The organism is Streptomyces sp. NPDC000594 (assembly GCF_040299965.1).
GTDB lineage: Bacteria > Actinomycetota > Actinomycetes > Streptomycetales > Streptomycetaceae > Streptomyces.
Map to the genome: position 1 here is coordinate 356,377 of NZ_JBEPCY010000005.1, position 15,726 is coordinate 372,102.

The following is a 15,726-nucleotide window of genomic DNA, read 5'->3' on the forward strand; positions in this document are numbered from 1 at the left end:
AGAGGATCGATGACCTTGTCCGCTCCCGAGGCCGTCATACCGGCCGGAGCCGTCTCATGACCCCGTGGCCGCGCGCCCTCGCGCTCGCCGCCCTGGCCACCTCGCTCGCCGTACCGCTGATCACCGGCCCGGCCCGTGCCAGCCAGGGCGCGCAGCCACCCCGTACCGGATTCGAACGCAGCGACGGTGCCCGCTGGACCGGCGAGGACGAGGAGGCGTCCTTCCTCGCCGCCGTCGACCGGGCGGGCGACCGGGTCTCGGTCCACCGGATCGGGACCACCGCCCAGGACCGCCCCCTGCGGCTGATACGGATCGGCGCCCCGCACGCCGCCCACCGGGTGCTGCTGGTCTGCTCCCAGCACGGTGACGAGCCCGCCGGCCGGGAGGCGTGTCTGACCACCGTGCGGGATCTCGCCTTCGACCGCTCCCCGGCGACCCGCGCCCTGCTCGCCCGTACCCAACTGCTGGTCGTGCCCACCGCCAACCCGGACGGCCGGGCCGCCGACACCCGGGGCAACGCCGGCGGGGTGGACATCAACCGCGACCACATCGCGCTCGCGACCGGGGAGGGCCGCGCGCTCGCCGCCGTGGTCCGCGACCACACCCCGGACATCGTGTACGACCTGCACGAGTACGGCTCCACCCCGCGCTACTACGACCGGGACCTGTTCGATCTGTGGCCGCGCAACCTCAACACCCACAGCGGGGTCCACCAGGAGTCCCGGACGCTCTCCCAGCGGTATGTCCGCCCGGCGGCCGAGGAGGCCGGGTACACCACCGGCACCTATGGCATCTGGACCGACCCCGCGACCGGAGAACCGATTCGCCAGGTCGCGGGCGACGGCCAGGAACGCATCCTGCGCAACGCCACCGGAGTCAAGAACGCCATCGGGCTGCTCATCGAGAGCCGGGTCGACGCGCTCACCGACGCCGAGCGGGACGACCCGGCGCTGAACAACCGCCGCCGGGTGCACAGCCAACTCGCCGCCCTCGACGGGCTGCTGTCCTTCAGCGGCGAACGCCGTGAGGCCGTCGAGCGGGCGACCGGCTCGGCCCGGCTCGCCGGACTCGCCGACCACGGCCCCGTCTATCTGGGCGGCGCCGACAACGCCCCCGCCACCCCGGAGCAGATCCTCACCGATCCGCCCTGCGGCTACCGGCTCGACCCCGGCCAGTGGAGCGGGGTCCGGGACGAGCTGGCCCTGCACGGCGTACGGGCCCACCCGGCGGACGACGGCGGGGCGCTGGTCCCCCTGCGGCAGTCCCGGCGGGCCCTGGTGCCGCTGCTGCTGGACGCCCGCGCGAGCCATCACCTCACAAAGGGACAGCCCCTCACCGCCTGTTGAACGTGCCAGGTGCACATCCTGTGGTAGGGGGTAGCGGAGGAGCAAAACGCACTCTTCCGAGCAAACCCTGAAAGGTGCCACTCGTGTCGCATGGACAACGACCGGACGCCCCGGACGACCGGGGAGCCCCGTCCCCTTCCGACGGGCTCCCCGATCCCCCGCAGGCGGGCGGTCCGCCCACCACGGACCGGGTGGTCTTCGGGGTCACCGCCGGCCTCACCCTCGCCTTTGTGATCTGGGGGTCGATCGCCACCGGGGCCCTCCAGTCCATCTCCAGCAGCCTGCTGGCGGGGCTGATCCACAACGGCGGCTGGGCCTTTGTGCTCGGCGCCTCCGGCTTTGTCGTCTTCGCCCTCTGGCTGGCCATCAGCCGCTACGGCCGGATCCCCCTCGGCGACGAGGGCGAGAAGCCCGAGTTCCGTACGGTCTCCTGGGTCGCGATGATGTTCAGCGCCGGTATGGGCATCGGGCTGATGTTCTACGGGGTGAGCGAGCCGCTGGCCCACTACACCGACCCGCCGCCCGGCACCCAGCCCCAGGACTCCGCCGACGCCATGCAGATCGCCATGGCGACCACCCTCTTCCACTGGACCCTGCACCCCTGGGCCATCTACGCCGTCGTCGGTCTCGCCATCGCCTACAGCACCTTCCGCCGCAGGCGCCGCCAGACCATCAGCGCCGTCTTCGAGCCACTTCTCGGCGAGGGCCACTCCCAGGGCACCGTGGGCCGGCTCATCGACATCCTCGCCATCTTCGCCACCCTCTTCGGCTCCGCCGCCTCCCTCGGCCTCGGTGCCCTCCAGATCGGCAGCGGCTTCCATGAGCTGGGCTGGCTGGAGAAGACCGGCACCACCCTGCTGGTCTGCGTCATCGCCGTTCTGACGGTGGCCTTCGTGCTCTCCGCCGTCTCCGGTGTGGAGAAGGGCATCCAGTGGCTCTCCAACACCAATATGGTGCTGGCGCTGCTGCTGGCCTTCTTCGTCTTCGTCGCGGGCCCCACCATCCTCGTCCTCGATCTGCTGCCCACCTCCATCGCCGCCTACTTCGGCGAACTCCCCCAGCTCGCCGGGCGTACCGAGGCCACCGGTGGCGAGGGCGTGGCCGACTGGCTGGGCAGCTGGACCGTCTTCTACTGGGCCTGGTGGATCTCCTGGACGCCCTTCGTCGGCATGTTCATCGCCCGGATCAGCCGGGGCCGGACGATCCGTCAGTTCGTCGGCGGGGTCATCCTCGTCCCCAGCACGGTCAGCCTGGTCTGGTTCGCGGTCTTCGGCGGCTCGGCGATGAAGCTCCAGGAGGGCGGGAAGCTCGCCGACTCCGCCACCCCCGAGGGCCAGCTCTTCGATGTCCTCCAGCAGTTCCCGCTGGCCACCACGATGAGCATCCTGGTCATGGTGCTGGTCGGGATCTTCTTCGTCTCCGGCGCCGACGCCGCGTCGGTCGTCATGGGCACCCTCTCCCAGCAGGGCACCTTCGAACCCAGCCGGCTGGTCGTCGTCTTCTGGGGCATCGTCACCGGAGCCGTCGCCGCGATCATGCTCCTGATCGGCGACGGCGAGGGCGACGCGCTCGCCGGACTCCAGAACCTCACCATCCTGGTCGCCGCGCCCTTTGTGGTCGTCATGGTGGGCATGTGCGTCGCCCTCATGCGCGATCTGCGCCACGACCCGCTGATCGTCCGGAGCGAGATGGGCACGGAGGTGGTGGAGTCCGCCGTCATCGCCGGCCATGAGCAGTACGACGGCGCCTTCGAGATCCGGATCGGACCGGGCGCCGGACCGGACGACGAGCGTGATCCGGTCGGACCTCAGCAGCGGGGTACGGAGGAGCCGGGTACCGGAGTACGGTGAGGCGCCCGCACACATCGGCCGCCGTGGCCCGGCCCCGCGCCGGGCCACCGCGGAACCCGAGAGGGGAACCGCCCGTGTCATCCGGTGGGAAAGGCGTCATCGGTCTCGCCCTGGCCCTGCTCGTGGTGGGCTTTCTGGCCCCGGGCGGCTGGATGGTGCTGCTGATCTTCCTCGGCGGCACGCTGCTGGTGGGCGCCCTCGCGCTGGGGGCGCGCGGCGAGGAGGGCCATCCGCCGGGCCGGCTCCCCTGACGACCCGGACCCGGGCCGCCTCCTCTGACGACCCGGACCCGGACCCGGGCCGCCTCCTCTGACGACCCGGACCGCCCGGAGCAGGACTGTCGCGGCGGGCTCCCGCCGGTGTCACACCGGGGGCACCAGCGCCGCCGCCGCCCGCGCACAGCCCCAGGCGACGGTCACCCCGGCCCCGCCATGACCGTAGTTGTGCACCACCAGCCCCCCGCCCGGCAGCTGCTCCGCCTCGATCCGGACCCCCGCCGGACGGACCGGGCGCAGCCCCACCCGGTGGCCCAGCACCCGGGCCGTGGCCACCGCCGGGTGGTACAGGGCGCAGCGCGCCACGATCGCCGCCGCCGTCGCCGCGTCGGGCTCGCGCCGCCAGTCGTCCTCCTCGGCCGTCCCGCCCAGGATCAGCCGCCCCGGCTGCGGCATCAGATAGGTGCTCCGTGACCCCTCGTCGTCGGCGAGGGTGAGCCACTCCTCGATCCCGGGGTTCTCCACCAGCACCAGCTGGCCCCTGACCGGGCGCACCCCCGGATCCGGTACCAGCTCCCGGGCGCCCAGACCGGTGCAGTTGACCACCGTCGGCACGGTCCGGGACAGCTCCGTCAGCGAGGTGACGGTGCCCGGTTCCACCGAGCCGCCCGCCGCCTCCAGCCGCCGTCGCAGCCAGGCCAGCTGGACCGGCATGTCAACCAGCGGCACCCGCGCCCACACCCCCTCCGTGTGTCCGGAGGGCAGTTCCTCCGGCCGGGCGGGGCGCAGCTGCCCCAGCGCGGCGGCCCAGGGGCCGAGGCCGTCGGCCGCCCGGCCCACCGCCACCCCCGGGACCAGCCGCACCCCCGTCTCCCCGGGGTCGGACGCCAACTCCTCGTACACCCCCAGGGACTCCACGGCCCACCGTGCGACCTGCTCCTTCGGCTCGATCCGATAGGGCCACCACAGGCCGCCCGCCACGGCCGATGTCGTCCTCGCGGACTCCTCGGCCGATCGCACACGCACCCGGTGGCCGCGCTCGGCCAGCTCCACGGCGGTCGTCAGCCCGCTGACGCCGCCCCCCACCACGATCACCTCACCGCTCATGGGCCGACCGTAGCGAATGCCGTGCCGCGCCGACGGAAGGGGTGGCCCGCGGGGATACTCGGCACATGGCTGCCGCGTACGCGACCCTCGGGCTGGCGCCGGCGATGCGGACCGGGGGAGTCCGGCCGGCTGGCGCCTGCCACCTGCCCCGGGACTTCCTGGACTTCATCGTCAATGGACGGCCCCTGCTGTTCCGGCTGAGCGAAGGGGACGCCGTGTCTCCGCTGGCCTCCGATGTGCCCCCGGCGATCCCCCCGGGACAGGCGTGCCGACTGCTGCCGGAGAACCCGGCCCTGCTGGACGGCGGACGGCGGGTGATCTACGCCTGTCCGGAGTGCGGCGCGCTGGGCTGCGGAGCGGTGACGGCCGTCGTGGAACGGGCCGGACCCGATGTGATCTGGCGGGACTTCGCCTGGCAGACCGGGGAACCGGCCCGGCTGGAACGCGACGGCTACCCCGGCGTCGGGCCGTTCCGCTTCCGTGCCGGGGACTACCGGGCCGTCGTGGCACGGCTGCTGGCCGCCCCCGGGGACCGGCGCGCGCTGCTGCTCGGCGCCGGTACCGGGGTGCTGCCCCGGCTCGCCGCCGCGCTGCGCGCCGCCGGGGTCGGTGCCGACCTCACCCGCGACCTCGGCACCCTCCCCGTGGCGGAGTTGCGCCGGTACGGGGCGGTGGTCTTCGGGCGCGGGGTCGGCGCTCGGGTGCGGAGCGAGGTCCTGGAGACCCTGCGCACGGCGGGCGCGGACGCGGTACGGGTCAGCGGGCTCGCCCCGGTCGTCCCCCTGCTGGTGGCCCAGGTCGAGGAGGCGCTGGACCGGGGGCCGTGCGAACTGCGGCGGCTGACCGGGCTGACGGCGCTGCCGGAGGGGCCGGCGCCGACGGAGGGGGCGGCGGGGCCGGGCGCGGGCCCCGGCTCCGCCCGGACGGCCGAGGTGGAGGTGGCGGTGGCCACGGTGTGCCGGGTCCGGCTGGACGCCTTCCGTCTCGACCGGTCCCGCGGCCCCCGGCAGACCACGGTCCTCGACGCCACCTTCCCCCCGGGCCGCCACCGCGTCCCCCTGCCCCCTCGGCCCTCCGACGACACCTCCCGCCCCCACTCCTTCCTGGTCGCCCGCGCCCTGGGCCAGGTCCTGATCACCCGTCTGAACCCCTGACCCGCTGACCCCCTGACCCTCTGACGTCCTGACGTCCTGCTCCCCGGCCGTGCCGGGGACGGGAACGGCCCGGGTCCCGGCCCCCGGTGGGGGCGCGGGAACCGGGCCGTGGGTGCCGGCTCGCCGGGCCGGCGGCCGGGGTCAGCCCCGGGTGAGGCCCGCGCGGCGGAGGGCGTCCGCCATCGCGCTGTTCGCCGGGGGCGGTGCCGGGCGGCCGGCCGACTGCCCACCGCCGCTCCCGCTGCCCCGCCGCTGCTGGGGACGGCCCCCGCGCTCGCGCGGCGGACGCTGCTGCCCCGCCCCGTCCCGGCCCCGGCCGGCGGCGGCCGCCGTCGCCGCCTCGTCGTCCAGCCGCAGCGTCAGCGAGATCCGCTTGCGCGGGATGTCGACATCCAGCACCTTCACCTTCACCACATCGCCCGGCTTCACCACATCGCGCGGGTCCTTGACGAAGCTCTTCGACATCGCGGACACATGCACCAGACCGTCCTGGTGCACCCCGATGTCGACGAACGCCCCGAACGCCGCCACATTGGTGACCACGCCCTCCAGCACCATCCCCGGCGCCAGGTCGCCGATCTTCTCGACACCCTCCTTGAACGCCGCCGTCCGGAACGCCGGCCGGGGGTCGCGCCCCGGCTTCTCCAGCTCCCGCAGGATGTCCGTCACCGTCGGCAGACCGAAGGTCTCGTCCACGAACTCGTCCGCCCGCAGCGACCGCAGCACCCCGGTGTTGCCGATCAGCGCGGCCACCTCGCCGCCGGAGCGCTTCACCATCCGCCGCACCACGGGATACGCCTCCGGGTGGACACTGGACGCGTCCAGCGGATCGTCACCGCCCCGGATCCGCAGAAAGCCCGCGCACTGCTCGTACGCCTTGGGACCCAGCCGGGACACATCCTTCAGCGCCCGCCGGGAACGGAACGGACCATGGGCGTCCCGATGGGCGACGATGTTCTCCGCGAGGCCGGAGCTGATGCCGGAGACCCGGGCCAGCAGCGGCGCCGACGCGGTGTTCACATCGACCCCGACACCGTTCACACAGTCCTCGACCACCGCGTCCAGCGAACGCGACAACTTCACCTCGGACAGGTCGTGCTGGTACTGCCCGACCCCGATCGACTTCGGGTCGATCTTCACCAGCTCGGCCAGCGGATCCTGGAGCCGGCGCGCGATCGAGACCGCCCCGCGCAGCGACACATCGAGCCCCGGCAGCTCCTGCGAGGCGAAGGCGGACGCCGAATACACCGACGCACCCGCCTCGGACACCATCACCTTGGTGAGATTCAGCTCGGGGTGGGCGGCGAGCAGATCCGTCGCGAGCCGGTCCGTCTCCCGCGAGGCGGTCCCATTGCCGATCGCGATCAGATCGACCGCGTGCTCCTTCGCCAGCCGGGCGAGCGTCGCCAGGGACTCCTTCCAGCGGTTCGCCGGAACATGCGGATGGATCGTGTCGGTGGCGACGACCTTCCCGGTCGCGTCCACCACCGCCACCTTCACGCCGGTACGGAAACCGGGGTCGAGACCCAGCGTCGCCCGGGTCCCGGCGGGCGCGGCCAGCAGCAGATCCCGCAGATTGGCCGCGAAGACCCGGACCGCCTCGTCCTCCGCCGCCGTCCGCAGCCGCAGCCGCAGATCGATGCCCAGATGGACCAGGATCCGGGTGCGCCAGGCCCAGCGGACCGTGTCCCGGAGCCAGCCGTCACCGGGGCGCCCCCGGTCGGCGATCCCGAACCGATGGGCGACGATCGCCTCGTACCCGGAAGGGGTCCCGGGCTCCGCCGCCGCCTCCTCCGGCTCCAGCGCCAGGTCGAGGATGTCCTCCTTCTCCCCCCGGAGCATCGCCAGCACCCGGTGGGAGGGCAGCTCCGTGAAGGGCTCGGTGACATCGAAGTAGTCGGCGAACTTGGCGCCCGCCTCCTCCTTGCCCTCCCGGACCCGAGCCGACATCCTGCCCCGGCCCCACATCCGCTCCCGCAGCTCACCGATGAGATCGGCGTCCTCCGAGAACCGCTCGGCGAGGATCGCCCGCGCGCCCTCCAGCGCCGCCGCCGGGTCCGCGACGCCCCGCTCCGCGTCCACGAAGGCCGCCGCCGCCGCGAGCGGCTCCACCGAGGGATCCGTCAGCAGCCCGTCCGCGAGCGGTTCCAGGCCCGCCTCCCGGGCGATCTGCGCCTTGGTCCGGCGCTTGGGCTTGAACGGCAGATAGATGTCCTCCAGCCGGGCCTTGGTGTCGGCGGCCCGGATCCGCGCCGCCAGCTCCTCGTCCAGCTTGCCCTGCTCCCGCACGGACTCCAGGATCGTCGTCCGACGCTCCTCCAGTTCCCGCAGATAGCGCAGCCGCTCCTCCAGCGTGCGCAGCTGCGCGTCGTCGAGCATCTCCGTCGCCTCTTTGCGATAGCGCGCGATGAACGGCACGGTCGACCCGCCGTCCAGGAGGTCGACGGCGGCCTTGACCTGTCGCTCCCGTACGCCGAGCTCTTCGGCGATCCTGCCTTCGATGGACGTCGTCACGGTTCCCCGACTCGCCTTCCCTGCTGGCTGTGCTTGAGAGTGCATTGTGCCGGTTGGGCACGGGCTGTGTCGCGTTCGCCCCGGCGTGTGTGGACAACGCCCTCCGGACCGGGTCCGGTTCCCGGTGCGGCGGAGAGCACGGCGGGAGGGGTGGCAGAAAGGGTGGGACACCCGTCATTGCGGCCCTCCCGCCGCCCCCGCGAGGATGACGGACATGACCCACCGACCCGTGGACCGAACGCGTTCCGTTCTGGTCGTCCTCTTCGACGATGTCCAGAGCCTCGATGTGACCGGCCCCGTCGAGGTCTTCACCGGAGCCCGGCGCGCCGTCGGCGACCCCGCCGACTATCCGCTGCGCACCGCGTCGCTCGACGGCCGCCCGGTCCGGACCACCAGCGGGCTCGTCCTCGTACCGGACGGATCGCTCGCCGACGCACCCCCCGCGCACACCCTGGTCGTCCCCGGCGGCGAGGGCACCCGTGACCCCGATCCCGCGCTGGTGGCGTGGCTGCGCCGCAACGGCCCGCGCGCCGAACGCCTGGTCTCGGTCTGCACCGGGGCCCTGCTGCTCGCCCGGGCCGGGCTGCTCGACGGCCATCGCGCCACCACCCACTGGGCCGCCTGCGAACTGCTCGCCCGCGCCCATCCCGAGGTGCGGGTGGAGCCCGACCCGATCTTCGTCCGCGACGGCCGGATCGCCACCTCCGCCGGGGTGACGGCGGGGATCGATCTGGCGCTCGCCCTGGTCGAGGAGGACCACGGCCGGGAGGCGGCGCTGACCGTCGCCCGTCATCTGGTGGTCTTTCTGCGGCGCCCGGGGAACCAGGCACAGTTCAGCGTCCAGCTCGCCGCGCAGACGGCGCACCGTGAGCCCCTGCGGGAGGTCCAGCGGTGGGTCGCCGAGCACCCGGGCGCCGATCTCTCCGTCGCCGCGCTCGCGGCCCGTGCGGCGCTCTCGCCCCGGCACTTCGCCCGTGCCTTCCGTGCCGAGACCGGGGTGACCCCGGGGCGGTACGCGGAGCGCGTCCGGCTGGAACACGCCCGGCGGCTGCTGGAGGAGACCGCCGACGGGGTGGAGGAGATCTCCCGGGCCTGCGGCTACGGCACTCCGGAGGCGATGCGGCGGGCCTTTGTGAAGGTGCTCGGGGCGCCGCCGGTGGAGTACCGCCGCCGCTTCCGTGTCCCCGCCGCCTCCTGACCCTGTCCCCGACCCCGACCCCGACCTGTCCCTGTCCCTGTCCTCGACCTGGCCCGGCACCCGACCTGTCCCGATGCCCGACCTGTCCAGAAGTCCGTGGTCCGTCCCTCCGCCCGGCCCGGCGCGGATCCGCCGGCCCGACCCGAAAGGCACCGCACCCATGCAGATCGCCGTTCTGCTCTACGACCGCTTCACCTCGCTCGACGCCATCGGCCCCTATGAACTCCTCGGCCGTGCCCCCGGCGCCGAGACGGTCTTCGTCGCCCGGGAGGCCGGACCGGTCCGGGGCGACCAGGGCTCGCTCGCGATCGTGGCCGACCGCTCGCTGGACGAGGTCCCCGCGCCGGATGTGGTGCTGGTGCCCGGCGGCCCCGGCTCCCGGGCCGCCATGCGCGACGAGCGCGTCCTCGACTGGCTGCGGGTCGCCGACACCCACACCACCTGGACCACCTCCGTCTGCACCGGCTCCCATCTCCTCGCCGCCGCCGGGCTGCTGAAGGGCCGCCGGGCCACGACCCACTGGCTCACCTTCGACGAGCTGGTGCCCCACGGTGCCGAGCCCACCCGGGAGCGGGTCGTCGTGGACGGCAAGTACGTCACCGCGGCGGGGGTCTCCGCCGGGATCGACATGGCGCTCCAGCTGCTGGGCCGGATAGGCGGCGACGAACTGGCGCAGACCGTACAGCTGCTGACCGAGTACGACCCCCAGCCGCCCTATGACGCCGGGTCGCCCGAGAAGGCCCCGGCCCATGTGGTGGCACGGCTGCGCGCCGAGCGGGAGGGCATGTACGAGGCATAGCCCCCGCGCCGGGTCCCGCCTTCCGTACGAGAGGTCCCGCCGTCCGTACGAGGGCGGGACCCGGCTTCCGTGCGCGGGCGGGACCCTTCTTCCGGTACGGGGCCGGGGGCCGGGCCCGGGTCAGGCCAGCGGCCCCCGCCAGGTGAACCGGGGCGGGCGGCGCTCCAGGAAGGCGGTCGCCCCCTCGGCCGTCTCACCCCCGGGCCCGGCCTGCTCCCGGCCCTGGCGCTCCCAGAACTCCTCCCGCTCCGGACCCGCCCCCGCCAGGAACTCCTTCGCGGCGGCCTGGGTCAGCAGCGACCGCTCCGTGAGGACCCCGGTGAACTCCGCGATCCGCTTCGCCAGCCCGCCCACCGGGACCACCTCGTCCACCAGACCGGTGCGCAGCGCCCGCTCCGTACCGATCAGCTCCCCGGAGAAGAGCAGATACCGGGCGGCCGACGGTCCCGTGAGCGCCGCGAGCCGGCGGGTCGCGGAGGCCGGGTAGACCACCCCCAGCCGCGCCGGGGTGACCCCGAGGAGCGCCCCCTCCTCCGCGAACCGCAGATCGCAGGCGACCGCCAGCTGACACCCCCCGCCCACACAGTGGCCCCGTACCGCCGCCACCGTCGGCCAGGGGAAGGCGGCCAGCGCCTCCTCGGCGGCCACGGCGAGATCCCGCGGTGACTCCGCCGGGTCCCGCAGCGCCGCGATGTCCGCCCCCGCGCAGAAGGTGGCGCCCGCGCCGGTGAGCACCAGGGCGCGCACCGAGGGGTCGCCCGCGAGGGTGGCGAGCAGCCCGGGCAGGGCCCGCCACATGGCGGGGGTCATGGCGTTGCGCTTGGCGGGATTGTCGATGACGACGGTGGCGACCTGGCCGGTGACGGTGTGGGTCAGCCCCGGTTTCCGCTCCGTGCGCCCCCGTGGCACCTCCGGTTGCCTCATGCGCCGGATGCTATCCGGCGCCGGCGGACCTACGATCGGGGTGGGGTACCAGGGGGGCGCGGCGAGGAGGCGGCCATGGCCACAACCGGTGCGGAGCCCCGGAGGCTGAAGCGGAGCTTCGGCCTGCTGGCGGTGCTCGGGGTGATCCTGGTGATCGCCGGTGTCGTCGGTCTTGTCTACACCGGGCTGGCCACCCTGACCTCGATGCTGCTCTTCGGCTGGCTGCTGCTGATCGGCGGTCTGGTCGGTCTGGCGCACGCGGTGCACTCCCGGGGCAGCGACTACTTCTGGCCGGCGGTGGTGGTCGCGGCGCTGAACATCGCGGCCGGGGTGGTCGTGATCCTGCACCCCCGGGGCTCGGCGGAGGCCCTGACCCTCTTCGCCGCGCTGCTCTTCCTGACCGGTGGGCTCTTCCGGCTGGTGGGCAGTCTGGTGGTACGGGGGCCTCAGTTCGGCTGGATGCTCTTCCAGGGCGCCGTCGGTCTGCTGCTGGGCATTCTGGTCCTGGCCAACTGGCCCGAGAGCAGCCGTTATGTCCTGGGCTCTTCTTCTCCCTGGCGCTGCTCTTCGACGGGCTCGGTCTGATCGCGATGGGGGTCGGCGGGCGCCGGATCGTGGGCATGGTCGCCGACGGGGAGAGCGCCCCGCGCACCTACTGACCCCGGGGCGCGCCGACTCCGGAGGGCGCCGCTCCGGGAGGGCTCGACCGCGGCTCCAGGACGGGATCAGTAAGGATTCAGTGCGTCATACCCGGTCGAACGACCACAAGGGGATCAGGAGCAGTCGCGCAAGCGCCTCTGTCATACGCACCCGGTCAGAAGGCGTCGATTGACGCTGACTTGCGTTCAGTTACCTGGTCCGGACCGACCGTCCGCCAACACTTGTGCTCCGAACACCGTGGGAGTCGAGCCGAAAGTGGGTGCCGGATTCATGGAGAGCCGCGGGAGCGTACCCGTCCGGCCACTGTCGTACGACGGAGTCTGGCGCTTCACCGTTCCCACGACCGAGGTCTCGGTGCCACGGGCCCGCAGAGCCGTCCGGGAGCTGCTGCGCCGCCAGGGCTTACCCCTCCAGGAGGAGATCGAGGCCGGGCTGCTGCTGATCGTCTCCGAGCTGGTCACCAATGCCGTCAAACACGCGGCCGTGGTCTCCCCGGAGGCGTCCGTGGAGGTCGCCGTGCGGAGCGGCTGGATCCGGGTCTCCGTGGAGGACCGGCACCCCTACCGCCCCCGGGTCCTGGAGACGGACGGCGGACAGACCGGCGGCCGGGGTCTGCTGCTCGTCCGGGAGATCACCCTGGAGGCGGGCGGACGGTACGACGTGGAGCACACGGCGGGCGGCGGCAAGGCCGTCTGGGCGGAGCTGCCGCTGAAACTGGCCTGAGCCGCCGCCACCGGGCCCCGGGACACTCCCGGGGCTGCTACCAGCCGCCGGACGGGCCCGTCAGCTCCTTGATCGCCGGGCGGGCCGCGTCCAGGACCGTCATGAACCACGAGGAGAACGGCGCCGCGGCATGCCGCTCGGCCAGCTCCTCGGGGGTGACGAAGGCGATCTCGCCGACCTCCTCCGGGTCCGGTGCGGGCACGGCGCCCACCAGACCGATGAAGAGGTGGTTGTACTCCTGCTCCACCAGGCCCGAGTCCGGGTCCGGGTGGTTGTAGCGGACCGTGCCCGCCTCCGCCATCAGCGACGGGGAGAGCCCCAGCTCCTCATGGGTGCGCCGGGCCGCCGCGGCGAAGGGCGCCTCACCGGGGTAGGGGTGCCCGCAGCAGGTGTTCGACCAGACCCCGGGGGAGTGGTACTTGCCCAGCGCCCGGCGCTGGATCAGCAGCCGCCCCCGGTCGTCGAAGAGGAAGACCGAGAACGCCCGGTGCAGCTGACCGGGGGGCTGATGGGCGGCGAGCTTCTCCGCGGTGCCGATCGTGGTGCCGTGCTCATCGACCAGTTCGAGCAGGATCTCTTGCGGAGCGCCACCGTCCGGGGTGGTGTTCGCGGTGGTCGGTGAGGTCGGTGAGGTCGGCATAACCATCCTTCGCTGTGGTCCTCGCCCGGTGGGGCCTGCCCAGTCTGCCGTACACAAGCGGTTTGTCCGTACTCCGCTGTCCGGGCATGTCCCGGGACGGAGCACCGGGCGGCTGCGGCGGGGCCGCGCGGGCCGGGGGTCGTGGACCCCCGGATCTTGCCCCACCGGAGCGGGGCGGAATCCTCGGGGCGCCGGGAATCCGGGGGAATCCGCTCCCTCGCGGTGTGCGGTGCCGGGGGCACATGCCCCCGGCACCGGACGGCCCGGACGGCCCGGACGGCCCGGCCGGTCTTGGGGTGACCGGCCCGCCGGGCCCGGGGGCTCAGTGACAGAGCCCGGCCTCGTGCTCCGCGTGCCCGGTCGGCTCCAGCTGGAAGGTGCAGTGCTCGACATCGAAGTGGTCCCCCAGGCAGCCCTGGAGATCGTGGAGCATCTTCTCGTGGCCCGCCGAGTCCAGCGCCTCCGGGTGGACCACCACATGGGCGGAGAGCACCGGCATACCGGAGGTGATCGTCCAGGCGTGGAGGTCGTGCACGTCCGCCACCCCGGGCAGGGCCAGGATGTGTGCCCTGACCTCGCCCATGTCGACATTCTTGGGTGCCGCCTCCAGCAGGACGTTCACCGTCTCCCGCAGCAGCTTCACCGTACGGGGGACGATCATCAGCCCGATGAGGATGGAGGCGATGGGGTCGGCGGCCTGCCAGCCGGTGGTGATGATGATCACGGCGGAGATCAGTACGGCGACCGAGCCCAGGGCGTCGTTCAGCACCTCCAGATAGGCGCCGCGGACATTGAGGCTGTCCTTCTGGCCGCGCATCAGCAGGGAGAGCGAGATCACGTTGGCGGCCAGACCCACCAGGGCGAAGACGATGGTCAGCCCGCCCTTGGTCTCGGCCGGCTCGATGAACCGCTGGATCGCCTCGTAGAGCACATAGCCGCCCACGCCGAGCAGGAGCAGACAGTTGGCGAGCGCCGCGAGTATCTCGGCCCGTGCCAGCCCGAAGGTGCGGCTGGTGCTCGGTGGACGGTTGGCGAAGTGGATGGCGAGCAGGGCCATGGCGAGTCCGACGGCATCGGTCGCCATATGGGCCGCGTCGGCGACCAGGGCGAGGGAACCGGTGACGACTCCGCCCACGATCTCCAGCACCATCACACTCAGGGTGATACCGAGCGCGATCCGTAGTCGCCCCTGGTACGCCGCGGCTGCCGTCCCGGTGGGTGGGGGCCCTCCGTGGCTATGTCCGTGATCGTGCCCAACCCCCATGAAAAACGCCTCCAGACCGTCGCGGGAACCGCTCTGACGGACCCCAGTGAACTACGGGTGGGGGGTATGGGCAACACGGCACTGAACACCGTTGCCATTACACCTGACCTGCGGAAACGATCCGCAGGTCAGAGGTGTGAACGAGCTGTACCGCCCTTCGGGGCGCCCGGTGGCCGAGGTAATCGGACGACGTCATTCCGCGCCCGGCGCGCGCCTGGGCACGGGCCGGGCGCGGTCCGGGGAGGTACGGAGCCGTGCGTCAGTGACCTACGCTCCGCCGAGGGCCTCCGGGTGCCGCAGGCACCAGCCCTCCCACGCGGACGCGACCATCTCCCGCACGCCGCGCGAGGCCGACCAGCCCAGCTCCTCGGAGATCAGCCCGACGGAGGCGACCGCGCGGGCCGCGTCCCCGGGGCGGCGGGGCTCCACCACGGGGGTCACCGGCCGGCCGGTGACCTCGCCCACCACATCCGCCAGCTCCCGTACCGACACCCCGGTCCCCCGGCCGATGTTCACCGTGAGGTCCCCGCCCTTCCGCTCCGTCAGCCGCCGGGCGACCGCCAGATGCGCGTCGGCGAGATCGGCGACATGGATGTAGTCACGGATGCAGGTGCCGTCGGGTGTGGGGTAGTCGTCGCCGAAGATCCGGGGCTGCTCGCCCCGGGTGATCCGGTCGAAGAACATCGGGATGATGTTGGACACCCCGGTGTCCGTCAGCTCGGGCCGTTCGGCGCCCGCCACATTGAAGTAGCGCAGACAGGCGGTGGTCAGCCCGTGCGCCTGCCCGGCGGCCCGTACCAGCCACTCGCCCGCCAGCTTGGTCTCGCCGTACGGGTTGATCGGCACGCAGGGCGCCGTCTCCGGGATCAGCTCCCCGGTGTCCGGGACCCCGTACACCGCGGCCGACGAGGAGAAGAGGAAGGAGCGCACCCCCGCCGCGACCACGGCGTCCAGCAGCACGGTCAGCCCGTGGACATTCTCCCGGTAGTAGTCGAGGGGGTGCGCCACCGACTCCGCGACCTGCTTCTTCGCCGCGAGATGGATCACGCCTGTGACGCCGTGCCCGGTGAGCACCCGGTCCAGCGCCTCCCGGTCGTCCACCCGCCCCCGGACCAGGACGGCCCCCTCCGGGAGTCGTCCGGCGACACCCGACGACAGATCGTCCAGGACGACCACCGCCTCGCCCGCCTCCGTCATCGTGTGCGCCACATGCGCACCGATGTACCCCGCTCCACCTGTGATCAGCCACGTCATGCCCGCCAGCCTAGGTCGTACCACCCCGCCCCCGTCCCCCGGGCGCACCCTGACGCGGCGCCCCACCCGCCGCCGGGC

Annotated in this window: 13 protein-coding genes and 1 pseudogene; 8 read left to right on the forward strand and 6 right to left on the reverse strand. The window is 73.2% G+C overall.

Going from position 1 to position 15,726, the window contains the following annotated elements:
- Nucleotides 1-56 precede the first annotated feature (56 nt).
- The 3 genes from ABT354_RS10785 to ABT354_RS10795 all read left to right on the forward strand — a co-directional run bounded on the left by ABT354_RS10785 (nt 57) and on the right by ABT354_RS10795 (nt 3,447).
- Nucleotides 57-1,346, forward strand: a complete 1,290-nt coding sequence (locus ABT354_RS10785) for a M14 family metallopeptidase (RefSeq protein WP_351491743.1) — start codon at nt 57-59, stop codon at nt 1,344-1,346.
- A 191-nt stretch (nt 1,347-1,537) separates the two neighbouring features.
- Nucleotides 1,538-3,196, forward strand: coding sequence for a BCCT family transporter (locus ABT354_RS10790; RefSeq protein WP_351492055.1), 1,659 nt, complete (start codon nt 1,538-1,540; stop codon nt 3,194-3,196).
- Nucleotides 3,197-3,270: 74 nt separating this feature from the next.
- Nucleotides 3,271-3,447, forward strand: coding sequence for a hypothetical protein (locus ABT354_RS10795; RefSeq protein WP_351491746.1), 177 nt, complete (start codon nt 3,271-3,273; stop codon nt 3,445-3,447).
- Nucleotides 3,448-3,558: 111 nt separating this feature from the next.
- Here the strand turns inward: ABT354_RS10795 and ABT354_RS10800 are convergent, their stop codons facing one another.
- Nucleotides 3,559-4,518 (reverse strand): FAD-dependent oxidoreductase, encoded by a 960-nt coding sequence (locus ABT354_RS10800; protein WP_351491748.1) that lies wholly within the window; start codon nt 4,516-4,518, stop codon nt 3,559-3,561.
- Nucleotides 4,519-4,583: 65 nt separating this feature from the next.
- Between ABT354_RS10800 and ABT354_RS10805 the strand changes: the two genes are divergently transcribed.
- The gene (locus ABT354_RS10805; RefSeq protein WP_351491751.1) at nt 4,584-5,672 is read left to right on the forward strand and encodes an oxidoreductase; all 1,089 of its coding nucleotides are present in this window, start codon (nt 4,584-4,586) and stop codon (nt 5,670-5,672) included.
- Nucleotides 5,673-5,813: 141 nt separating this feature from the next.
- On the opposite strand, the gene ABT354_RS10810 is transcribed toward ABT354_RS10805, so the two are convergent.
- Nucleotides 5,814-8,186 (reverse strand): Tex family protein, encoded by a 2,373-nt coding sequence (locus ABT354_RS10810; protein ID WP_351491754.1) that lies wholly within the window; start codon nt 8,184-8,186, stop codon nt 5,814-5,816.
- Nucleotides 8,187-8,400: 214 nt separating this feature from the next.
- On the opposite strand from ABT354_RS10810, the gene ABT354_RS10815 reads away from it, so the two are divergent.
- Nucleotides 8,401-9,384 carry a GlxA family transcriptional regulator gene (locus tag ABT354_RS10815; RefSeq protein ID WP_351491756.1) on the forward strand — a complete coding sequence of 328 codons (984 nt, stop codon included), beginning with the start codon at nt 8,401-8,403 and terminating at the stop codon, nt 9,382-9,384.
- Nucleotides 9,385-9,544: 160 nt separating this feature from the next.
- Nucleotides 9,545-10,183 carry a DJ-1/PfpI family protein gene (locus tag ABT354_RS10820; protein ID WP_351491758.1) on the forward strand — a complete coding sequence of 213 codons (639 nt, stop codon included), beginning with the start codon at nt 9,545-9,547 and terminating at the stop codon, nt 10,181-10,183.
- Between the two features lie 120 nt (nt 10,184-10,303).
- Here the strand turns inward: ABT354_RS10820 and ABT354_RS10825 are convergent, their stop codons facing one another.
- Complete coding sequence (locus ABT354_RS10825) at nt 10,304-11,107, reverse strand: enoyl-CoA hydratase/isomerase family protein (protein ID WP_351491761.1); 804 nt, start codon at nt 11,105-11,107, stop codon at nt 10,304-10,306.
- 75 nt (nt 11,108-11,182) lie between these two features.
- Between ABT354_RS10825 and ABT354_RS10830 the strand changes: the two are divergent.
- A pseudogene (locus ABT354_RS10830) lies at nt 11,183-11,766 on the forward strand (HdeD family acid-resistance protein).
- A gap of 271 nt (nt 11,767-12,037) precedes the next feature.
- Nucleotides 12,038-12,490, forward strand: coding sequence for an ATP-binding protein (locus tag ABT354_RS10835; RefSeq protein WP_351491763.1), 453 nt, complete (start codon nt 12,038-12,040; stop codon nt 12,488-12,490).
- A 37-nt stretch (nt 12,491-12,527) separates the two neighbouring features.
- Here ABT354_RS10835 and idi read toward each other — a convergent pair whose 3' ends face one another.
- The 3 genes from idi to galE all read right to left on the reverse strand — a co-directional run bounded on the left by idi (nt 12,528) and on the right by galE (nt 15,648).
- The gene (gene idi / locus ABT354_RS10840; RefSeq protein ID WP_351491765.1) at nt 12,528-13,130 is read right to left on the reverse strand and encodes an isopentenyl-diphosphate Delta-isomerase; all 603 of its coding nucleotides are present in this window, start codon (nt 13,128-13,130) and stop codon (nt 12,528-12,530) included.
- Between the two features lie 322 nt (nt 13,131-13,452).
- The gene (locus ABT354_RS10845; RefSeq protein WP_351491768.1) at nt 13,453-14,394 is read right to left on the reverse strand and encodes a cation diffusion facilitator family transporter; all 942 of its coding nucleotides are present in this window, start codon (nt 14,392-14,394) and stop codon (nt 13,453-13,455) included.
- Between the two features lie 267 nt (nt 14,395-14,661).
- Entirely contained in the window at nt 14,662-15,648 is a 987-nt protein-coding gene (gene galE, locus ABT354_RS10850) for a UDP-glucose 4-epimerase GalE (protein WP_351491770.1), read from the reverse strand.
- Nucleotides 15,649-15,726: the final 78 nt, after the last annotated feature.